The 21,659-nt window shown below is 60.9% G+C and carries 19 protein-coding genes; 8 read left to right on the top strand and 11 right to left on the bottom strand.

Annotated elements, in window-relative coordinates:
* Window positions 1–32: 32 nt before the first annotated feature.
* From U0O11_RS07635 to U0O11_RS07620, 4 genes are all read right to left on the bottom strand, one after another.
* Window positions 33–815, bottom strand: a complete 783-nt coding sequence (locus U0O11_RS07635; RefSeq protein ID WP_084589316.1) for a copper resistance protein B — start codon at window positions 813–815, stop codon at window positions 33–35.
* 9 nt (window positions 816–824) lie between these two features.
* A complete protein-coding gene (locus tag U0O11_RS07630) occupies window positions 825–2,777 on the bottom strand; it encodes a copper resistance system multicopper oxidase (RefSeq protein ID WP_153635666.1) in 1,953 nt (650 codons plus the stop codon).
* A gap of 84 nt (window positions 2,778–2,861) precedes the next feature.
* Window positions 2,862–4,196 (bottom strand): ATP-binding protein, encoded by a 1,335-nt coding sequence (locus U0O11_RS07625; protein ID WP_242007780.1) that lies wholly within the window; start codon window positions 4,194–4,196, stop codon window positions 2,862–2,864.
* Window positions 4,174–4,848, bottom strand: coding sequence for a response regulator (locus U0O11_RS07620; RefSeq protein WP_153635664.1), 675 nt, complete (start codon window positions 4,846–4,848; stop codon window positions 4,174–4,176). The genes U0O11_RS07625 and U0O11_RS07620 overlap by 23 nt, the downstream gene beginning before the upstream one ends.
* Before the next feature lie 306 nt (window positions 4,849–5,154).
* Between U0O11_RS07620 and U0O11_RS07615 the strand changes: the two genes are divergently transcribed.
* Window positions 5,155–5,961, top strand: a complete 807-nt coding sequence (locus tag U0O11_RS07615; protein WP_153635663.1) for a sulfite exporter TauE/SafE family protein — start codon at window positions 5,155–5,157, stop codon at window positions 5,959–5,961.
* A 263-nt stretch (window positions 5,962–6,224) separates the two neighbouring features.
* Here the strand turns inward: U0O11_RS07615 and U0O11_RS07610 are convergent, their stop codons facing one another.
* On the bottom strand, window positions 6,225–7,691 hold the full coding sequence (locus tag U0O11_RS07610; protein ID WP_153635662.1) for an aldehyde dehydrogenase family protein: 1,467 nt from the start codon (window positions 7,689–7,691) through the stop codon (window positions 6,225–6,227).
* A 135-nt stretch (window positions 7,692–7,826) separates the two neighbouring features.
* On the opposite strand from U0O11_RS07610, the gene U0O11_RS07605 reads away from it, so the two are divergent.
* Window positions 7,827–8,039, top strand: coding sequence for a DUF3820 family protein (locus tag U0O11_RS07605; RefSeq protein WP_052384432.1), 213 nt, complete (start codon window positions 7,827–7,829; stop codon window positions 8,037–8,039).
* A gap of 78 nt (window positions 8,040–8,117) precedes the next feature.
* Here the strand turns inward: U0O11_RS07605 and U0O11_RS07600 are convergent, their stop codons facing one another.
* Window positions 8,118–9,206 carry an NAD-dependent epimerase/dehydratase family protein gene (locus tag U0O11_RS07600; RefSeq protein ID WP_153635660.1) on the bottom strand — a complete coding sequence of 363 codons (1,089 nt, stop codon included), beginning with the start codon at window positions 9,204–9,206 and terminating at the stop codon, window positions 8,118–8,120.
* A 61-nt stretch (window positions 9,207–9,267) separates the two neighbouring features.
* On the bottom strand, window positions 9,268–9,651 hold the full coding sequence (locus U0O11_RS07595; protein ID WP_043332759.1) for a hypothetical protein: 384 nt from the start codon (window positions 9,649–9,651) through the stop codon (window positions 9,268–9,270).
* A 176-nt stretch (window positions 9,652–9,827) separates the two neighbouring features.
* On the opposite strand from U0O11_RS07595, the gene U0O11_RS07590 reads away from it, so the two are divergent.
* From U0O11_RS07590 to U0O11_RS07575, 4 genes are all read left to right on the top strand, one after another.
* Complete coding sequence (locus tag U0O11_RS07590) at window positions 9,828–10,232, top strand: ArsR/SmtB family transcription factor (protein ID WP_052384434.1); 405 nt, start codon at window positions 9,828–9,830, stop codon at window positions 10,230–10,232.
* On the top strand, window positions 10,225–10,656 hold the full coding sequence (gene arsC, locus U0O11_RS07585) for an arsenate reductase (glutaredoxin) (RefSeq protein ID WP_153635659.1): 432 nt from the start codon (window positions 10,225–10,227) through the stop codon (window positions 10,654–10,656). The genes U0O11_RS07590 and arsC overlap by 8 nt, the downstream gene beginning before the upstream one ends.
* Window positions 10,657–10,707: 51 nt before the next feature.
* Window positions 10,708–11,457, top strand: a complete 750-nt coding sequence (arsH, locus tag U0O11_RS07580; RefSeq protein WP_242007779.1) for an arsenical resistance protein ArsH — start codon at window positions 10,708–10,710, stop codon at window positions 11,455–11,457.
* A gap of 61 nt (window positions 11,458–11,518) precedes the next feature.
* Window positions 11,519–12,832: an arsenic transporter gene (locus tag U0O11_RS07575; RefSeq protein ID WP_153635658.1), complete on the top strand. Its 1,314-nt coding sequence runs from the start codon at window positions 11,519–11,521 to the stop codon at window positions 12,830–12,832.
* A gap of 135 nt (window positions 12,833–12,967) precedes the next feature.
* Here U0O11_RS07575 and U0O11_RS07570 read toward each other — a convergent pair whose 3' ends face one another.
* Window positions 12,968–13,900, bottom strand: a complete 933-nt coding sequence (locus U0O11_RS07570; protein WP_192838180.1) for a LysR substrate-binding domain-containing protein — start codon at window positions 13,898–13,900, stop codon at window positions 12,968–12,970.
* A gap of 317 nt (window positions 13,901–14,217) precedes the next feature.
* On the opposite strand from U0O11_RS07570, the gene putP reads away from it, so the two are divergent.
* Both putP and U0O11_RS07560 read left to right on the top strand, forming a co-directional pair.
* Entirely contained in the window at window positions 14,218–15,702 is a 1,485-nt protein-coding gene (gene putP, locus U0O11_RS07565; RefSeq protein ID WP_153635656.1) for a sodium/proline symporter PutP, read from the top strand.
* A gap of 163 nt (window positions 15,703–15,865) precedes the next feature.
* A complete protein-coding gene (locus U0O11_RS07560) occupies window positions 15,866–16,735 on the top strand; it encodes an urea carboxylase-associated family protein (protein WP_054556025.1) in 870 nt (289 codons plus the stop codon).
* Window positions 16,736–16,843: 108 nt separating this feature from the next.
* Here the strand turns inward: U0O11_RS07560 and U0O11_RS07555 are convergent, their stop codons facing one another.
* The 3 genes from U0O11_RS07555 to U0O11_RS07545 form a co-directional block, all read right to left on the bottom strand.
* Window positions 16,844–17,545: an HD-GYP domain-containing protein gene (locus U0O11_RS07555; RefSeq protein ID WP_054556024.1), complete on the bottom strand. Its 702-nt coding sequence runs from the start codon at window positions 17,543–17,545 to the stop codon at window positions 16,844–16,846.
* A gap of 367 nt (window positions 17,546–17,912) precedes the next feature.
* The gene (locus U0O11_RS07550) at window positions 17,913–18,806 is read right to left on the bottom strand and encodes a LysR family transcriptional regulator (protein ID WP_153635655.1); all 894 of its coding nucleotides are present in this window, start codon (window positions 18,804–18,806) and stop codon (window positions 17,913–17,915) included.
* A 475-nt stretch (window positions 18,807–19,281) separates the two neighbouring features.
* Window positions 19,282–21,432 carry a TonB-dependent siderophore receptor gene (locus U0O11_RS07545; RefSeq protein ID WP_324692380.1) on the bottom strand — a complete coding sequence of 717 codons (2,151 nt, stop codon included), beginning with the start codon at window positions 21,430–21,432 and terminating at the stop codon, window positions 19,282–19,284.
* Window positions 21,433–21,659: the final 227 nt, after the last annotated feature.

Here is a 21,659-nt window from a genome sequence, read left to right as displayed (position 1 = left end):
AATTGAAAAATGTCACTGCCATCCTGACTCCTCTAGAACATCATGCGCACACCGACCACGACAGCCGTATCCTCCACATCCTCACCTTCTTCACGCTGCATATCGGCGGTTTCGCCATACTCTCTCTGCCAGTACATGCCGACGTAAGGCGCTACCCGCCGAGTTATCTCATAGCGTGCACGCAAGCCGATTCGTACTGAGTTGAGGCCCGTCCCAATCCCCTGCTGCCTGGACTCATTGGCAGCGAACACCATTTCACTACGTGGCTGTAGATACCAGCGCTGGGTCAGGCGCACATCATGTTCAAGCTCCAGGCTGGCAGTCACGATACCTTCCTCTCGGTACTGCACTGCGGCATCCGTCTCGATCCGGTAGGGGGCGGTCCCCTGAAAGCCGAAGACCCCATATACGCCTTCATCATGATCATCGTTGAACACACCACCCTGATAGCCAGCTCCAACCTGGAACTCCCAGAAATCGGCAACCAGGCGACTGTAGAGAAGCTCAAGGGATTCAAACTCGGCTTCTTCACCATCGCCTTGGACATTCTCCCCTTCTGACTTGAGATAGACGCGGTGGGTATCTCCGCCATACCAGGCCTGAAAATCCCACACCAGGGAGTCCTCTCCCTTGTCCGGAAGGCTATATTCCAGGCGATCGAAAACTGCGCTCCACTGGAGATGTTCGGCCATGGGCGATGGCCATGACGCCGGGGCATCATATCCATCCTGGGCAAATGCCTGGGAGGCACCAGCACTGGAGAATAGACATACCGTCACGCAGGCAAGACGAAATGAATGCTGACTGATTGACATGATGACTCCTCAGGAAACCTTTACGACACGGAACATACCTGCATCCATGTGGTACAGAAGATGACAATGGAAAGCCCAGCTACCTTCTGCATCGGCAGTGATCAACGCTGAGACGCGCTCACCGGGTTTGACATTCAAGGTGTGCTTGCGAGGGATCAGGTCACCGTGGCCATTCTCGAGCTCCATCCACATCCCATGTAAATGAATGGGATGCTCCATCATGGTGTCATTGATCAAGATGAGACGGAGGCGCTCATCTTTATGAAAATGAATAGGGCCATTGACTTCACTGAACTTCTTGCCATCGAAGGACCACATATAACGTTCCATATTGCCGGTCAGATGCAACTCCATCTCGCGCATGGGCCCACGTCTGTCCGGCCATGGTGAATAGGCCTTGAGATCCTGATAGACCAGTACACGACGCAGCGACTGGTCCAGACCGATTCCTGCCTGGTCATAACGAGCCCCTTGCTGAGCAGCACCCGCCATCAGCATGCCGCCCTGGGCTGCATCGGCTTGCAGGCCAGTCATCTTCGAATGGTCCATACCTGCCATCTGCGAATGGTCCATGCCCGCCATCTGCGAATGGTCCATACCTGCCATCTGCGAATGGTCCATGCCTGCCATCTTCGAATGGTCCATGCCCGCCATCTGCGAATGGTCCATGCCTGCCATCTTCGAATGGTCCATACCTGCCATCTTCGAATGGTCCATGCCCGCCATCTGCGAATGGTCCATGCCCGCCATCTGCGAATGATCCATGCCCGCCATCTGCGAATGATCCATGCCTGCCATCTGCGAATGGTCCATTCCAGCATGAGCGCCCATGGCCTCCATCCCGCGATCAGCGATCTGCCGTCGTTCAGGTACGGGCGCCTCCATTCCGGGGCGGGGTGCCAACGTGGCTCGCGCGTAGCCACTGCGGTCCATGGCTTCGGCGAAGATGGTGTACGCCTTGTCATCTTCCGGTGTCACCAGCACATCGTAGGCTTCCGCCACGGCAATACGGAACTCATCCACTTCAACCGGTTGCACTGGCTGACCATCTGCCGCCACCACGGTCATCTTCAAGCCGGGAATGCGTAAATCGAAGTAGCTCATTGCCGAGCCATTGACGACACGCAGACGCACTGTTTCCCCACGCTTGAATAGCGCGCTCCAGTTTTCTTCTGGTGAATGACCATTGAGAAGATATGTATAGGTACTGCCGGTGACATCGGCAATATCCCGTGAGCTCATGCGCATCTCTGCCCACATGCTGCGCGACTCGATCGTGTCCACCCAACCACCCCGTCGTACATCCGCAAAGAAATCAGCGACGGTGCGCTCCTGGTAGTTATAGTAGCCTTCCATGGTCTTGAGATTGCGAAATACGGACTTGGGGTCTTCGAATGTCCAGTCAGTCAGCAGCAGGACATGCTCACGATCATAGGTGAAGGCTTCGGGTGTTGCGGAGTCGATGATCAATGGACCTGCGTGGCCTTCCTGCTCCTGGAGGCCTGAATGACTGTGATACCAGTAGGTACCGCTCTGAGTGACAGGAAACCGGTAGGTAAAGGTTTCGCCCGGTGCTATCCCTGCGAAGCTGATACCCGGCACGCCGTCCATTTCCGGAGGAAGTATGATGCCATGCCAGTGAATGGAGGTTGGCTCATCGAGCAGGTTTGTCACCTTGATGACAGCATCCTGCCCCTCCTTCAAGCGCACCATGGGCCCGGGACTACTGCCATTGATGCTGATAGGACGAGCGAATTGCCCGGCAATGTCGATGTCTTCACGTCGAATGACAAGAGAGATCTCGGGCCCATGCTCAACCCCTTGGGAGTAACCTGATGTGCGCCCCCAGGGGTTGGCCCAGGCGGGTGCCACGCCTGACACCATTGCGCCCAGCCCCAGGGCAGAACCTCCCTTGAGCAACTGACGACGTGATACAGAAAATTCAGACGGTTTTGGTGCCATGGCCGTTGCTGCTCCCGAGTCATGAATGAAGAGTCATGACATGGATGAAGCCACGGCAAGCTGAAACGAACCTGAATGGAGTGCCTATTTGCGTGTGGGCAGATGCACCTCGGCTCTCAATCCCCCTGCGCCGGCTGTTGAGTAGCTCACGCAACCAGCGTAATGCTTGACGAGATGGGCAAGAATGGAGAGCCCCAACCCATAACCCGGGTGAGTTTCGTCCTGACGCCACCCACGCTCGCCAAGATGGGCCAACTGTGCCTGCGGCACCCCCGGACCATCATCCTCGACGCAGAGCACGATCTGGTCACTCTCTATCGTCAATCGGCATTGCACCTGATTGACAGACCACTTGCCCGCATTATCCAGCAATATGCCGAGCATTTCGGTGAAATCCTGTGTCTCGACATTCACCCAGCTATCCGCATGCTCATTAGATACGCCCAGACACTCCAGCAAGAAGGTACGCTGCGGATAGATCCCCTGGAACATCTCGATCAAGCGCTGGGCCTCTTCAACCGGGCGTGTTGTCTGACCGGCGCGCGGGCCAGCAATGCGGGCTCGCCTGAGTTCTGTCTCCAGCTGGGAATGAATCGTCTCTACACGTTGCAGCATCTTGCCACGACGTACCTCATTGATCGGTCGCTTGCCACGCAGCACCTGTGTCAGTGCCGCCAGAGGTGTCTTGAGCGCATGGGACAGATTCGCCACAGACTCTCGTGAACGAGTCAACCTAAGATCAAACTCATCCAGCAAGGTGTTGAGCTGTGATACCAGCGCATCAAGCTCGGAAGGGGCCTCAAGCTCAATCCGCTTTCGATACCCGGACTGAAGTTCACTCAATTGATGGCGCAGGACACTCAACGGCTTGAGCCCCCGCCTTACCGCCAGCAGATTGAGTGATATCAGAATCCCCCACAACAGGATGGCGCTGGCGGCGATCCACCAATGAACTCGGGTCAAGCCCTGCTCCACTGGCGAGAAATTCTCGGCAATCAACAATTGCACCGCGTCCCCGCGGATATCGAAGACGTGCCGATAGACCAACAGTGGCTGTTGCTGAAACTGATGCATGAATAACGCATCCCCCTTGCCCTCAAGCAAAGGGAGCATCTGCGTCGGCAAGGCAGGCAACGAGGTACTGACCTTCTCCCCGACTCGCAACACATAGAAATGATGAAAGCTCAGAGATTCCTCACGGGCCGCTGCCATGAGCTGGGCAACAGGCCGCTCATCCTTCTTGAGCAAGGTGACGATATGCGATGCCTCATCCTTGAGACGCTCCCCAAGAAAGTCCTTCGCCAGCTCGTGGAGAAAGAAGCCATGCAGATACCAGGCAAACAACACCACCGCGAGGGATGCACCTCCCAGGCGGGTCAGCAGGCGAAAACGAAGGCTACGACGATCGATGTGAAACAAGCAGATACCCCTGTCCGCGGCGGGTCTGTATCAAGTCCTTGCCCAGGCGGCGGCGAAGGCGAGCGATATAGACTTCTACCAGATTGGGCGCCGCGGCGTCCTGCTCCAGGGCATATAGCTGATCCAGCAACTGTGTCTTGGAGTGCACTCTGTCTGGATGATGCATGAGGTACCGTAACAGGCGAAATTCGGTGGCCGTCAAGCTCGCCCACTGCTCTCCATCACAGCACACACGCTGCGCCTCTTCATCCAGCTGAATTCCGCTCACCTGAAGATACCCATGACTTGCCCCTTGACGACGCCGAAGCAGCGCATGAAGACGTGCCAGCAACTCTGCTTCATGAAATGGCTTGGTCAGGTAATCATCTGCCCCGCTGCGCAAACCGACGACCTTGTCTTCCCACGTGTCACGGGCCGTGAGAATCAGTATCGGAATATCCACCTGACCTTGACGCCAGCGCTTGAGCAAATCCAACCCGGAGCCGTCCGGTAGTCCCAGATCCAGAATGGCCAGCGCGTACTGCTCGGTTGCCATGAAGGCTTGCGCATCATTCAAATTGGAGGAGACATCCAGTCGATAACCATTGTCCTCAAGCAGCTCGGCCAGGCTTTCCGCCAGCAGGTCATCATCTTCAAGCAACAACAGCTTCATGCCAGCTTTCTCCTGATCCACAAAACACCCACTGAACACTGCGGCATATGGCTAAACCAACATGCCATGGTAAGCCTCACCATCCTATAGGGGAAAGCTGATCACTGGCTGAAAAGACAGCAACATGCAATCTCTCCACCACGCGAAGCCGCTCGAATCTCCCATGTGCTATTCAGCCACGTACGCTTGGCTGGATAGCGCCTCTTGGTCACGGTAGCCTTGCACGCCTGTCAGGCAGGTCATACGTCATGTCGGCTGCCTGACCCCCTATCCATCTTTATTGGCTATCTCCACAGGATGCCCGCAATGCTCGCCAGTCCCGCCGATTTTCCCTACCTCGCAAGCCTGCTTGAGGGCCTCGCGCAGTATTTCCCACTCTCGTTGCCTATCGTCTGCGCGTTGTTGTTGCTTGCCCTGCTGACGTCAGCCATGTCCGCTGCCGTCGGGGTTGGCGGCGGCACCCTGCTGATCATGTTCATGGCGCAGTTGATGCCTGCCGCTGCCCTGATTCCGGTGCATGGCATGGTGCAGCTGGGCTCCAACGGCGGGCGCATGGCGATGACGTGGCGCCATATCGACATGCGCCGTCTGCTGGCCTTTCTGCCCGGTGTGGCGCTGGGTGCGCTGGTCGCGGCCTGGGTATTGATCCGCTTGCCTGAAGGGGTGCTGGAGCTTTCCATCGCGCTGTTCGTGCTGTTCACCTGCTGGGGGCCGGCACTACCCAAGCGAGCTTTGAGCCGCACGGGCACCTTGATCGCCGGTGCCATCACCACCTTTCTTTCAAGTCTGATCGGTGCCAGCGGCCCACTGGTCGCAAGCTTCATCAAGCAAGGCGGCGGCGCGCGTCACACCAAGGTGGCGACCTTCGCGGCCTGCATGGTCGCGCAACACCTCACCAAGGCGTTCATCTTCGGTATGGCCGGCTTCGTCTTCCAGGAGTGGTTGCCCCTGATCGTGCTGATGATCGGCGCGGGCCTGATCGGCACCCGGCTCGGACTGCGCTTTCTGGATCGCGTCTCCAACCGGCATTTCGACGGCCTGTTCAAATGGGCGCTGTCGTTGCTGGCGCTAAGGCTTGCCTGGCTGGGGAGTGTCTCTCTGATCAGTCATTGATCCGCCGCCAGCCACGCTCTGATCCGCTTCTCGCGCATGGGACATCTGGCGGTTGCGCTGTTGATCATGACCGGTGCGCTGATGATCACAGCTTGCCCCCCTGTCCTCTCGACAGGGATGCCCCGGGTATCACACTCAGCTGGCCTTGTTGCCTGCTCCGCCCATCACGACGCGTCAGCATTACCCACCATCAAAAGCGCCCCGCTCAGGCATCAGGCTGAGCGGGGCGCTGCTTGTCATGCGTCAACTACAGATCAGAGAGATCAGAACGGGTACTGACGAGGTTCGACCTGCACGCTGACCCACTGATCGGTGGTGAACTCCTCGAGCACCCAGTCGCCATTGAAGCGCCCCAGGCCGGAGTTCTTCTCGCCACCGAAGGGTGCGCGCGGATCATCGTTCACCGGCATGTCATTGACGTGCACCATGCCAGACTCGACCTGACGCGCGAAACGCTCGCCACGCGCGATATCTGCGGTGAAGACGGATGCCGAGAGGCCATATTCGGTGCCATTGGCAAGTTCCAGCGCGTGCGCTTCATCACGGGCCTTCTGGATGCCGACCAAGGGCCCGAATATCTCGTTGCGGGCCAGACTCATGTCATTGGTGACATCGATGAACACATGCGGCGGCACCAGCTGGCCTTGTGTCTCACCCTCCAGCATCACCTTGGCACCCTCGGCCTTGGCTGTCTCGATCATCTCGAGCAACCCGTCACGCTGTTTGGCATTGATGATAGGGCCTATGACGGTGTCATCACCTGCGGGATTGCCCATCTTGAGCGCACGGGCGCGACCTACGAAGCGTGCCACGAAGTCATCATGGACCGACTCATCGACGATGATGCGATTGATGGCCATGCAGATCTGCCCCTGATGGAGGAACTTGCCCATCAAGGCTGCACTCACGGCTTGATCGATATCCGCATCATCGAGCACCACGAAGGGGCTGTTACCACCCAGTTCCAGGGCAACATGCTTGAGGTGATCACCACCGACGGCGCGCTTGCCGATGCCCTTGCCTACCTGGGTGGAACCGGTGAAGGAGATCAGCCTCGGCACTTCGTGATCCACGAAGGCATCGCCGATCTCGCTGCCGGAACCGACCACCACGCTCAAGACGCCGGCAGGCAGGCCCGCCTCCTCGAACAATCTGGCCAGCAGCAGGCCACCCGTCAGCGGCGTGTCACTCGCCGGCTTGATGACGACGCTGTTGCCAAGCGCCAGTGCCGGTGCCAGGGAACGCTGGGTCAGATGCAGCGGGAAATTCCACGGGCTGATGATACCGATAACACCCAGCGGCTTGCGAAAGACACGGCTCTCCTTGCCCGGCACCTGAGCCTCCATCGCCATCCCGGCCACGCGGTTGGCCATCGCGGCAGATTCCAGCGTGATCGCGCGAGCCGCGGCCAGCTCCGCCTGCGCCTTGATGCGGGTACTGCCGGACTCACGAATCAACCAGCCGAGCAGCTCCTCGCGTCGCTCATCCATCAGTTCCACCACCTTGTGCATCACGCCCGCGCGCTCGCTTGCCGGCGTCTGGGCCCAGTCAGGCTGAACATCGCGCGCCTTGCGATAGCTGGCGTCGAGATCCTCGGCGTTGGCCATGGAAATAGAGAGCAGAGAGCTCTGATCGAAGGGGTCCACCACCTCGAGCGTCTTGCCGGCTCGTCCGGCACGCCATTCACCGGCGAGAGGTAGCTGCTCCAGGTTCTGGTAATCGCGAGGCATGAGTCTCTCCGTGCTATGGGGTTACAGGAGACATGGCGATAGTGTGGCAAAACCCAACCACCGCAACTCAGCTATGCCAGAATGGCACCGCCAACTGAGAGCATCCCCCTACCGAAACCGAATGAGAGTCAAAGGATGAGCCCTGAAGACCTGCAGAAACTGACGACCCGCCAGATGCCCTATGGCAAGTATGCCGGACGCCTGATTGCCGACCTGCCCGGGGATTATCTGGGCTGGTTTGCGCGCAAGGGGTTTCCGCAGGGCGAGATCGGTCGCCTGCTCGCGCTGATGCACGAGATTGATCACAACGGGTTGAATGCGTTGCTGGAGCCGCTGCGGCGGCGCTGAGGGACTGAGGCGCTGAGGGAGTGAAATACAGAAGAGCTGCGCAAGCCGCAGCGTCGCGGACAAGTCAGCGAGTGGGAATCACGACAGGCGGCCGCTGGCCTCCAGTTGATCGAACATGTCGTGCAGCGTCGCCTCGAGGGGCCGGTAGATCAGACCCAGCTGCTCGCGGCTGCGGGTATTGTCGAAGACGAAGGGATGGCCCACGTTGCGCGCGACGACCTTGCGGGTCACTGCCTTGTTGGCCAGCGGACCCGCCAGCCACACCAGCCATTTGGGCAACTGGCGAGTGGGAATCGCGTACTGCGGGCCGGCGTGACGACGCAACAGGCGTCCCAGTTCGATGAAGCTTGAGGAGTGCCCGGAGACCAGATGACGCCCATTGGCCGTGGGCAGAAATCCTGCCGCCAGATGCGCCTCGGCCACATCCCGCACATCCACCACGCCCATGCCGTAATCCGGCGCGCCTATCCTGAGCGTGCCATCGCATAGCTGGGTCATCAGGCTGAAGGATTCGCCGCGCGTGTCATCGCTGATCGCGGGGCCGAGCACCAGCGAGGGGTTGATCACCACCAGCCGCCAGCGCGACTGCTGCTCGGCGATCTGCCAGGCGGCCTGTTCCGCCAGCGTCTTGGAATGGGAATAGGCCTGATGCTCAAGCGATGCCGTGGTGTTCCAGACACTCTCGTCGAAACAGCCGCGCGGCGTATCCAGCGCATCGGCATTGTCGCTGTAGATGGCGGCACAGCTGCTGGTCAGCACCACCCGTTCGACACTGGCGTGACGATTGGCCTCTTCCAGCACATTGCGCGTGCCCTCCACTGCCGGACGCACCAGATCGCGCTCAGGGTCCAGGACACTGACCACGAAGGGCGAGGCGGTATGAAAGACCACCCCACAGCCTGCCATCGCCTGAGCGTAGGAACCCGGTTTGAGCAGATCGCTGGCGAAGACACGTAGCTCCCCCGGCAAGCGCTCGCACAGTGCCATGAGCGCCGCCAGACGTTCGCTATTGCCGGGATCGCGCACGGCGGCATGCACCGTCAGGCCTTCTTCCAGCAAGCGACGAATCAGCTGCCCCGCCACATAGCCGGTCGCGCCGGTCACCAGTACCGGGCGCGATCGCTCCAGCCCTGCCAACAAGGCTTGCGTAGACGCATTGAGCGGCATGGACGGACTCCCGGAATGCAGTAAATGGCGATCTGACGGCACAGTGTGCGCGGCAATGGCGTCAGGCAGACAGCTTGACGAACCAGGTCCACAGGCCGCCCAGAATCAGCGACTCGGCGGCGAAGCGGAACAGATGGCGCATCTCGATGCCATCCAGCATCAGCCCCATCAGACGGGCCGTCATGATGCCGGCGATACCTGCCACCGCGAGCGTCACCAGCACCGGCAACACACCCAGGCCGATCGGCGGATACATCAACAGATACCCCACCGCGATGACCCAGCCCCAACGAATGCGCCGCGAGATCGCCGCGCCGGTCTCCTTCGGCACTGTCTGCGGCGTGTCGTTCGGGCCCTTGAAGCGGTTGACCAGCTCCGGCACTGCCGCCAGCAGTACCCCTGCGGTCAGCACGAAGCCGCCCAAAATCTGCAATACCATCATCATCGTGCCATCTTCCCTTGTCCGGTAATCAATGGCGCACATGCTACCAATACTGCCGGGCAAATGCCTGACCGGGATGCATCCCCCGGCATCGTCTCGTGCATCTTCCCATCTGCGGCACGCTGATCTATCATCACGCCATCGTCATTTCGACAAGTCTCGACATATGGACAGATCAAATGAATGACTCCGACAGCCTGCCCGACCCGCAGGCCACACTGGACACCTTCGCGGCGCTGTCCCAGGCCACGCGTCTGGACACGTTTCGCCTGCTGGTCCGCCATGAGCCACAAGGCCTGCCCGCCGGCGAGATCGCACGGCGTCTCGAGGTGCCGCACAACACGCTCTCGACCCATCTGGGCGTATTGAGCCGCGCGGGGCTGATCCACTCCCAGCGCGAAGGCCGCTCACTGATCTACCGCGCCAATCTCGAGCACATGCTCGCCACCGTGCAGTTTCTGGTACGTGACTGCTGCGCGGGCTCCTCGGTGGTCTGCGACCCACTGCTGGCCTCGCTCACCGTGCCCGACTGCAGCGCCTCTTCCACCCCCTGTGCTTCTCAGGAGCCTCGCAACGATGACTGATTCCGCCCGTTCTTCCGGCAAGATCACGATGTATCACAACCCGGCCTGCGGTACGTCACGCAATGTGCTGGCCATGCTCAAGGCCTCCGGCGAGACACCGGAGGTGATCGAGTATCTGGTCACGCCGCCGACGCGCGAGACGCTGGAATCCCTGATTGCCGCCATGGGAGGTGGCCCGCGCCCGCTGCTGCGCCGCAAGGGCACGCCCTATGACGAGCTCAATCTGGATGACCCGGCCTTGAGCGATGCGGCATTGATCGACTCCATGATGGCCCACCCGATCCTGATCAATCGCCCCATCGTGGTCACGCCGCAGGCCACGCGTCTGTGCCGCCCGTCGGAGGCGGTACTGGAGCTGCTGGACAACCCGGTCGCGCAATACACCAAGGAAGACGGCGACGTCGTCCACGCCCCCAGGACCTGAATCATGAACGCACACACTCCCGACACGTCGCACCTGCCCACAGGCGACACCATGACCAATGAACTCATGACCGACGAGATGAAAGCGGCACTCGCCGACCTGCCCAATATCGATGCCGAGCACTGGCGACCGCTGGAGATCGATCGCTTGGTCGGGCCGGATGCCCCGCGTCACGCGCCGCGCATTCTGGTGTTGTACGGCTCCCTGCGTGAGCGTTCCTTCTCACGCTTCGCCGCCGAGGAAGCGGCGCGCCTGCTGCGTGCCTTCGGTGCCGAGGTGCGCCTTTACTCGCCAGCCGGCCTGCCATTGCCGGATGACTGCGAGGCCGATCATCCCAAGGTGCAGGAGCTGCGCGAGCTGGCCCAGTGGTCCGAGGGCATGCTGTGGGCAAGCCCGGAGCGCCACGGCGCGATGACCTCGATCATGAAGGCGCAGATCGACTGGATTCCCCTGTCACTGGGCGGCGTGCGCCCCACCCAGGGCAAAACGCTGGCCATCCTGCAGGTCAGTGGTGGTAGCCAGAGCTTCAACAGCGTCAACCAGCTGCGCATTCTGGGCCGCTGGATGCGCATGCTGACCATCCCCAACCAGTCATCCGTGCCCAAGGCCTTCAATGAATTCGACGAGCATGGCCGCATGCGCCTGTCGCCGCTGTATCTGCGCATCGTCGATGTCTGTGAAGAGCTGATGAAGTTCACCTGGATGAACCGCGACCGCAGCGCCTATCTGACCGAGCGCTACTCGGAGCGTGTCGAGAGCGCCGAAGAGGTCTCCCGTCGCGTCAACCAGAGCACGATCTGACGCAATCCGCGGTCGCGCACGCGGCTTCTCACTTACTCTTCACCCTCGACAAGGAGACGTCATGCTTGCCTTGGCAATCTTCGCCATCACGCTGGCACTGGTGATCTGGCAGCCACGCGGGCTGGGCATCGGCACCAGCGCCCTCGGCGGCGCCGTGGTCGCGCTGGCCTGCGGCGTGGTCAATCTGCCGGATGTGCTGGTGGTCTGGGATATCGTCTGGGACGCCACCTTCACCTTCGTGGCGCTGATCATCATCTCGCTGATCCTCGATGAGGCGGGCTTCTTCAGCTGGGCCGCGCTGCATGTCGCGCGCTGGGGCGGCGGCAACGGACGCAAGCTGTTTCCGCTCATCGTGCTGCTGGGCGCGGTGATCGCGGCCTTCTTCGCCAATGATGGCGCCGCCCTGCTGCTGACGCCGATCGTGATCGCGATTCTGGTGCGCCTGGAATTCTCGGCGGCGGCCTCGCTGGCCTTCATCATCGCCACCGGCTTCGTGGCCGACTCCACCAGCCTGCCGCTGGTGATCTCGAATCTGGTCAACATCGTCAGCGCCAACTACTTCGACATCTCCTTCACGCATTACGCCGCCGTGATGGTGCCGGTCGATCTGATCGCGCTGGCCGCCACGCTGATCGTGCTGTGGCTGATGTTCCGCAAGGAGCTGCCCTCGCACTACGCGCTGGAGAAGCTCGAGGCACCATCGAGCGCCATCAAGGACCGCCAGGTATTCCGCGCAGCCTTCCCGCTGCTGGGGGTGCTGCTGGTGTCCTACTTCGTGACCGCGCCGCTGGGCATTCCGCTCGCCGTCGTCACCGGCAGCGCCGCGCTGATTCTGCTGGCCATCGCCGGGCGCTGGCTGGGCAGCGGTGATGCCGTGATCGAACTCGGCCCGGTGCTGCGCGGCGCGCCGTGGCAGATCGTGCTGTTCTCGGTGGGCATGTATCTGGTGGTCTACGGGCTGGGCAATGCCGGCCTGACCGATCACGCCAGCGACATCCTCGCCTGGCTTGCCAGTCAGGGCGAGCTGGTCGCCACCCTCGGCACCGGCGTGCTGGCCGCCGTCACCGCCTCGGTGATGAACAACATGCCTGCCACGCTGATCGGCGCGCTGGCCATCGACCACCTCACCACGCAGCAGGTCAGTGACGCGACGCGTGAGCTGATGGTCTACGCCAACGTGATCGGCAATGATCTGGGGCCCAAGTTCACCCCGATCGGCAGTCTCGCCACACTGCTGTGGCTGCATGTGCTCGATCAGAAAGGCCATCACATCAGCTGGGGGCAGTACATGAAGGTCGGCCTGGTGCTGACGCCGCCGGTGCTGATCGCCACCCTGCTCGGCCTGTGGGCCTGGCTGGGCGTGCTCAACGGCTGAGAATCCCGCCATCTCATGGCCAAGGGCGATGGCTCAGGCCGTCATGATATGAGCACTTGCACAAGAAAGCCCCGCCGAATCCCAGCGGGGCTTTTGCGTTGTGTGCGCCATTGACTGGCAGCGAGATGTCCGCCGTCAGGGCTGGCGGCGGCTGACGATGACCCCGCTGTCGGCCGCTTCTCCCTCGGCGGCGATCTCCGCGCGCATCCAGTCGCAGAATTGCTGCACATGTCTGGCGGGCTGCGGGTGATGGAACAGCCAATAGGCACGCTGGGGATTGGCGGCCATCTCGAACAGGCATTCCAGGGTGCCGTCCTCAAGCTCCTTGCGGATCAGGCGTGGCGGACACAGCGCGACCCCCTGCCCCGCGACCACCGCAGCACTCAGCAGACTGAAGTCCTGATAGAGATCGCCCTTGTCGAGCTGGGAGGGATACAGCCCGCAGTTGTTGAACCAGTCATGCCAGGGTTGGCGCGACTGGTCGTGGATCAGCTCCAGCTTCAACAGGTCTGCCGGCTGGGTCGGGCGGCGGTGATGCTCCAGATACAGCGGACTGGCCACCGGCTGGGTGGCCCCCGAGAACAAGCGGAACGCCTGTGATGCCTTGTCCGGGAGTTCGTCCTGCCAGGTGATCATCACATCGACCTCCGGCAACAATCCCCGCGCACTGATGCCGGCATATTGCAGGCTGACCGCGATATCGGGGCATTGCTCGCGAAAGCTGTTGAGCCTCGGGATTAGCCAGCGCACCGCCACCGAGGGAAGACAGCTGACGCGCAGCTGGCGCCGCTGATGCACCCCTTGTGGGTCGACCTCGAATTCGGCCACCGACTGCTCGATTCTGGCAAAGCCGGCCTGCAGGCCATCGGCCAGTCGGCGTCCGGCGTGTGACAGCACCACGCCGCGTCCAGCCCGCTCCAGCAGACTGACCTCCAGCGTGGCCTCCAGGCGGCGTATCTGGTGACTCACCGCCGACTGGGTGATGTTGAGCTCATCCGCAGCCGCGGTGATGCTTCCCAGGCGTGACACGACCTCGAAGGCATTGAGCGATGACAGACTGGGTCGCATGGGATGTCCTTGATGACTGGCCTGGCCAGGTGCCAGAAACCGGGTGCTGAGCGCCTGTGCCAAGCGCTGGGCTGAGTGCTTGCGAGCAGCGCCCTGATGGAAGAAAGGCGTCAACCAGCATGTGACGGCAACTCATGATATGAAGTCATAGGTTAAACGAAAAATGGTCAGTTTTCTGCAATCCACCTCATGGCTAAAGTGAAGGTGTCAGTGATATTGCCAGCTCCCCGCTGCTTGTTCCGCGCAAGCCTGCTGCAACACGACACCACTGGTGAACAATAACAAGACGCCTCGGCGTCACCATGAGGTCTCCTAGGATGAACTTACCTGTCCTGCTGTCGTTCGGGCTCTATCTGCTGCTGATGCTGGGCATCGGCATCTACTTCTATCGCATCACCCACAATCTGTCGGATTACATACTCGGGGGACGCGGCTTGCCGCCAAGCGTCGCGGCCTTGAGTGCCGGCGCTTCCGATCTCAGCGGCTGGGCCCTGATGGGCCTGCCCGGCGCCATCTTCAGTGGTGGCCTCTCGCAAGCCTGGATCGCGGTCTGGACCCTGGTCGGCGTCTACCTGAACTGGACCCTGGTCGCCGAGCGACTGCGCGTGTTCACCGAAGCGGCCGGCAATGCGCTGACGGTGCCGGATTATCTGGAAGCGCGTTTCGAAGACCGCTCACGCGTGCTGCGTACCCTGTCTTCCGTGGTCATGCTGGTGTTCTTCACCTTCTATGTCTCGGCGGGTCTGGTCGGTGGTGCCGTGCTGTTCGAAGGTCTCTTCGACATCGATTACCGCGTCGCACTGTGGTTGGGCGCGCTGGTCATCGTCGGCTATACCTTCCTCGGTGGCTTCCTCGCCGCCTCATGGACCGACCTCATCCAAGGCCTGATGATGGCCGCCTCGCTGTGTGCCGTGGCTGCCATGACGGCAGTGGCGCTGTTCGGCGATGGCGCAGCCGCCCCGGCAGCGGCGCAGGATGTCGCCCCCATCGGTGGCCTGATGGAAGGCGTGACCTTCCTGGGCATGCTGTCGCTGGCCGGCTGGGCGATCGGCTACTGTGGCCAGCCACACGTCGTGGTGCGTTTCATGGCCGTGCGCAAGCGTGAAGATATCAAGGTGTCGCGGCGTATCGCCCTGCTGTGGTCCGCCATCACCATGGCGGCTGCGGTATCAGTGGGCGTGCTGGGTTACTACTGGTTCGGCGGTGAGCTGGGTGGCGGTCTCACGGACAGCGAGCGTGTCTTCATCTCCCTGAGCCAGATCATGCTCAACCCCTGGGTGGCAGGCTTCATTCTGGCCGGTGTCCTGGCCGCGATCATGAGCACCGTTGATTCCCAGCTGCTGGTCTGCTCCAGCGCCATCGCCGAAGACATCTACCGTGGCCTGATTCGCCCCAAGGCAACGCAGAAGGAGCTGGTCTGGCTGAGCCGTGCCAGCGTGATCGGCATCGCACTGCTCGCCACCGTGATGGGCAGCGAGCGTGACAGCAGCATCCTCGGCCTGGTGTCCTACGCCTGGGGTGGCTTCGGCGCCGCCTTCGGTCCCGTCATCCTGCTGTCACTGTTCTGGCGTGGCATGACCCGCAATGGCGCCATCGCCGGCCTGCTGGTCGGTGCCCTCACCGTCGCGATCTGGAAGCCGCTGAGCGGCGGCCCGCTGGAGATATTCGACATGTTCGAGGTCGTACCCGGCTTCCTGTTCGCCCTGATCGCCGTCGTCATCGTCAGCCGCATGAACGCAGAACCTGCCGCCAGCGCCTGCTTCGACCGTCTGATGAAGCACTGGCGCCGCGAACAGGCATGACCCCGCGCAGGGGGATCAAGAATTTCTCCCTGCGCCCTGCAGATACCGCCACTGCCGGTCATCACACTTGCCGGCAGTGCACGAAAGCCCCCAGCCGGGCAGCGAATTCTAGGCAGTCCGGCCTGGTCATCAGATCCAATTTCGATTTACGAGGAGTCCTGTCATGAGTGATGTACCTGCCGCCTATCAAGCCAGCAAGGGTTCGATTCTGGACGTCGATCGCGACTTCTACGACAGCCTCACCGAAGGCAAGGCCGAGCGCACCCTGGTCGCGACCCATACCGTGCCGCTGCGCGATGGCCTGGCGTGGGAAGTGCCGGCGGGCCACGTGCTGCGCATCAAGATCACCGAAGGTTCACAGGTCGGCGATTTCAACATGTGGAACCTGCACAACCCGCGTGAGCGCATGTGGGCGTCTCGCACCCGCCAGCTGCAGCGCGCGCATGTCAGCACCTATGATCGCCTGTGGTCCACACTGCCCTACCTGCGCCCGATGGCGACCATCATCGATGACACCCTCGCCGACTATGGCGTCGATGCAGAAGGCGGTCGCGTGCATGACCTGCTGGGCACGCGCTGCGACCCCTACGTCAATCGCCTGCTGACCGGCGAGGACTTCGATCACCACTGTCACTCCAACCTGGTGCGTGCAGTGGAGCCCTGGGGCCTGACCGAATTCGATATCCACGATGTGCTCAACATCTTCCAGTGCACCGGCCTCAACAATGAAGACAAGTACTTCATGAAGGCCTGCCCGGCACGCAAGGGTGATTACCTAGAGTTCTTCGCCGAGACGGACCTGCTGTGCGCGATGTCCTGCTGCCCGGGTGGCGATCTGTCAGTGGACCTGTGGGGCCCTGATGCGCGTGACCCGCTCGAGACCTGCAACCCGCTCGGTGTCGAGATCTACCGACTGGAAGGCGATGTTCTCGCAGGCTGGGAGTCGCCCAAGGTCGCGGCTTACGCTGGCAACCACGGCCGCCAGCACCCCACCACCGACTGGGCCGCCATCAAGCGTGAGCGCTGCTGCTGATGCGACTTCTGGTACGCTGACCGCCTTTATCGAATACTGATGTAACAAAGCCCCCTGCCGAGACTCTCGGCAGGGGGCTTTGTCATTTCGTGAATGGACATCGCCGCCTTATCCCCGGCTTGTCTGCTCATACAAACGGCGATGTTCGGCGTGCAGCGATGTCCAGAGCGGCGCCATGCGGGCAATCAGGCGAGGATCAAACTGCTTGCCGGATTCCTCGCTGAACAATCCGACCAGACGCTTCAACGACCAACCCGGCTTGTAGGCGCGCGGCGAGGCCAGGGCATCGAAGACATCCATCATCGCGGCTACCTGACAATGCAGTGGCAAGGCACCCCCGGTGGACCCGGCAGGATAGCCTTGGCCATTCCAACCCTCGTGGTGGGTGATCGCCACCAGGCTGGCCAGCGCTCTCAGGGGGCCGCGCAGCGTAAACAACAGGCGCCCGCCGTGACTGGCATGATCGCGCATCGTGACGCGTTCCTCATCACTGAGCGCACGCGGGGCATTCAGAAGCTCCGTCGAGATCCCGACCTTGCCGATATCATGCAGCAAGGCCGCGCTATGCAGATCATGCAGTGGCACCTTGCGCTGACCGGACGGCAACAGCCTTGCGTAGAGAAATACCGTCAGCCCCGCCACCCGCCAGGAATGCGCCAGGGTATCGCCATGATGACGATGAAGGAGGCGCGCCAAGGCCAGGACCCCGGGTTCGAGCGTCTTCGCCCCGGGCGGCGGCTTGAAGAGGTAATCCGGCAAGGGGGCATCACCGGCGGGCGCGAATCGCGTCGCGCACAGGGCATGTTTCATGGGGGCTCCCTGTTCAATCTGCCTATCAAGGGTCGTGAGTCATCAGGGGGCGCATGATCGATGCACCAGATAGGGTCGCATCAGCCCAAAATGACGAATGCCTATTTGTCGTTCGTTTTTTAGATTTGTGTTTCACATCCGTCTCGCAAGCTCGGGCCTTCATATCCGCTTCGAAGACCAGCTCTTCCAAGACCCTGCACTTGCTAAAAAGGGCTTGCTAAAAAGGACTTGATAGACAGCACGTGATAAAAAGTACCTGGTGAATATTAGGCGATAATAATGACGTGTCTCAATGTTTCCTTCATCAAATCTTTACCTTATTCGTATTGCAGCAATGACGCATACCGCGCTCAGAGACGCGCGCATATCATCTCGCGAACCATTCCAGCAGATGCTCGATCAAGCGCACCGTGCGCAGCGGACGATGGCGCTCACGATGATAGATCAATGACAACGGCACATCCGCCGGCTGCCAGTCACTCAGCAACTCCTGCAGCTCTCCTCTCGCGATGGCTGATTCACAGTAGAGCCTGGGCACGCGAATGATGCCATTGCCGGCGATGGCACCACTGACCAGCACATGCCCGTTGCGGCACTCAAGCTGGCCACCCACGTCCACCTGCAACTCGCGAGACTCTGCCCCGCGCGTGGTGAAGGACCAGCGCGAGACCGAGCCAACCAGGCAGCGGTGATCCACCAGCTCGCCGGGCGTGTTCGGCGCGCCATGGCGAGCGAGATAGTCGGGGCTGGCCACCACCACGTAGGGCAATGTCATCAGCGGACGCGCGATGAAATCGGCATCCTCGAGGGCGCCCATGCGCAGGGCGATATCGAAATCGTCACGAATCAGGTTCACGCGATGACTGCTGAAATCCAGCTCCACCTGCACTTGCGGCCATGTCTGCATGAAGGCATGCACGGCGGGTGCCAGCAGCCGCTCGCCGATCGGCCCGCCGACGCTGTTGATGCGCAGCCTCCCGCGCATGGCATTGCGCTCCTCACGTACCAGCGTCACGATCTGGGTGATGTCACCCAACGCACTGCGACACTGGGCATGCAGCAGATGACCGCTCTCGGTGAGTCGCAACGAGCGTGTCGAACGCTGCATCAGCGACACGCCCAGTGCCTGTTCAAGCGCAGTCACCTGTTTGGAGACCTGCGACCGCGACACGCCCAACTGATCGGCGGCGCGGGTGAAGCTGCCATGATCCGCCGTCATGACGAAGGCACGAATATCGGCCAGAGGAAGCGACTCGAGCATGGGGCTCTCCAGAGGTGTGATGTCGAGAGGGAACACAGAGGCAGGCACGCCAAGACACTCAATCGAAGATACTCGACCGAAGACACGTAATTGAAGACACGGGATCGAAGACAGTCAGTCACGGAGCATCATGCCAGCAGTCTACCAGCCGCATCGACGTCTTCTGTCACAAGGTCTTCAAGACGACAAATGGCGCGTGAAGATCCTTGGCGTTAGATAACGCATACAAAAAGGGGCGCTGATGAGCGCCCCTTTTTATTTCTAGATCACCAGCCCATTACCAGATCACCAGACCATTACCAGATCACCAGTCTATGACCAGGTCACCAGATCACCCGACTTCCGAAACTGGCTTATATCGTCTGTCTTGCCTGTCTGGATGCCGTGACTGTCTATATGTCGTGACTGTCTATATGTCGTGACTATCCTGGCATCTAGCCGTCCCTGGCGAGTCAGCTTGCCAGAGGGAGCCGCATTACCAGCCGACGCTGGCTGACAGGGTGATTTCCATCGGGTCACCCACCAGCACGCGGGTATCGCCGCCGCTGCCGTAGTAGTAACCCGTATCGAACAGGTTCTTCGCATTCAGCTTGAATTCGGTGTCCGGGCCGAAGAAGTCATGACGCCAGCCGACGAAGGCATCTGCCACGGTGTAGGCATCCATCGAGAAGCTGTTGTCGTCATCGCCTTCACGCTCACCGACATAGCGCACGCCACCGCCGACACGCCACTCGCCGTAGGACGGATCGATCGCCAGATCATGTGCCAGATAGAGGCTGGCCGCGTTGAGCGCCGCATTCGGCAGACGATTGCCCTCGGTGCCTTCGGTATCCTCCAGCACTTCGGTATCGGTGTAGGCGTAGCTGAACAGCAAGGAAGTGCGATCCGTCAGGGCCCCTTCGAGGCTGAATTCCAGGCCTTGCGAGCCGGCTTCACCGATGGTGCGAGTCACACCATTGTCAGTGACTGCGACGTTTTCCTTGCGGATCTGGTAAAGCGCCACGGAGGTCGCCAGACGCGGATTCCACTGACGCTTGTAACCGATCTCGTAGCCCTTGCCGAGCTCGGGGTCGAGGCTCTCGCCGCTGTCACTGTCGCTGCCATTCGGCACGAAGGATTCGCTGTAGCTGATGTAGGCGGAGCTGGCATCGTCGATGCGATAGAGCAGGTTCGCGGAGGGCAGGAACAGGTCGTCGCTGTAATCGGGGTCAGACACGAAGTCCTCGCCCTGCCCGCTCTGCTGATCGAACCAAGTGTAGCGCCCGCCAAGGCCCAGAATCCACTTGTCGGTCAGATACCAGCGGTCGCTGACATAGACCCCGATGGCCTGGGTCTCGTCGAGACGATTGCTGCGCGAGGTATTGATGTCGTCGGAGGTCACCTGGGCCAGCTGGCCGTGGTTCACGTTGGTGACGGTGGAAACCGTGACGGAATCGCCGAAATAGCGCTCATCAAGATAGTCGCGAGTGGTCTCGTAGTCCGCCCCGATGACCAGCTGGTGACGCTGGCCCGCGATCTCGACATCGCCCATGGCGTCCAGCGCCGTGTAGTGCTCGCTGCGATCATAGCCCTGGTTCTCTTCGGCGCGCACGGTCACATCGCCGCTGTCGCTGACATCGGTGACATTGGCGCGTGCATCGCTGTACTGACGACGCGTCCAGCCGTAGGTCAGCTTCATATCCCAGTTGTCGGTGACTTCCTGCTTCCACCAGGCATTGACGGACTCGTCATGGTCATAGACGCGGTTCCAGGATTCATCGAAACGCGTGCCACGCGTGACGTTGGCGGCGCTGCCGTTGTAGAAGACGGTGCCACGATCGATATCCAGCTCGTAGTCCTGGTACTCGTAGCTGATCTGGGCACTGCTGTGCTCGCCTTCCCAACGCAGTGACGGGGCGATGGTGGTGCGACGGTCATTGCCGTATTCGCGCCAGGAGTCCTCATCCTCATGGGAGAGGATGAAGCGATAGGCCAGACCGGTGTCCTCGATGGGGCCGGTGGTGTCCAGGGTGGTATTGCCACCGCCGAAGGAGCTGACCTCGCCACTGATCTCGGTGTGCGTCTCGTACTGCGGACGCTTGGTGACCATGTTGATCACGCCGCCGGGGTTCTGCTGGCCCTGGAAGAGCGATGACGGTCCCTTGAGCACCTCGACGCGGTCCACGGTCGCCGTGGTGTAGGTACGGCGCGGCTGACGGATGCCATCGATCAGCATCGAACCATCGCTGTTGCTACCGAAGCCTCGCTTGACGAAGCCGTCTTCGGTGCCCCCCAGGGTGTTGCCCAGCTGGATACCCGCGACCGGCTGCAGCGCCTCTTCCAGATCATCCAGATTAAAATCATGCGTGACCTGCTGGGTCACGACATTGATGGTGCGCGCCTGCTCGAGGAAGTCCACCGACTGCTTGTTGGCCAGGCTCGAGGCCTCGGCGCGGTAGCTGCCCGGCGCCACTTCGCCTTCACGCTCTCCGGTCACCACGATCACCGAATTCGCGACCGGCGACTCGCTTGAGGTGGCGCCCTCTGCCGCCAGCGAAGTGCCCGGCAATGCCATCAGGCTGAAGATCAGGCAGGAGAAATGTCCCTTGTTCGTGCTTGCAGCGCTATCCCGAGAATGATTTGGCACCTGAAAACCCTTTGTACGCGATGCGACAGCGTCCTGCTGAACCACACCTTTCATCAGCTCGATGAGCAGAAAGTGGCCATGACTGACGCCCCCCGCGCCAGTAAATGAGTCGCGAATGCTAATCTTTATCAAATGCTACCGCAACGAAAAGTGCGTGATTTTTCCGCGGAATGACCTGAGCTTTGCCTTATTTAACGCTCAGCAAACCTCTATTTGCGTAATTGTAC

Origin of the sequence: Cobetia sp. D5 (genome assembly GCF_035666195.1) — a bacterium.
In the GTDB taxonomy this organism is placed as follows: Bacteria; Pseudomonadota; Gammaproteobacteria; order Pseudomonadales; family Halomonadaceae; genus Cobetia; species Cobetia amphilecti.
The sequence above is the reverse complement of the archived record's forward strand: the minus strand, read 5'-3'. Positions and strand labels throughout refer to the sequence as shown.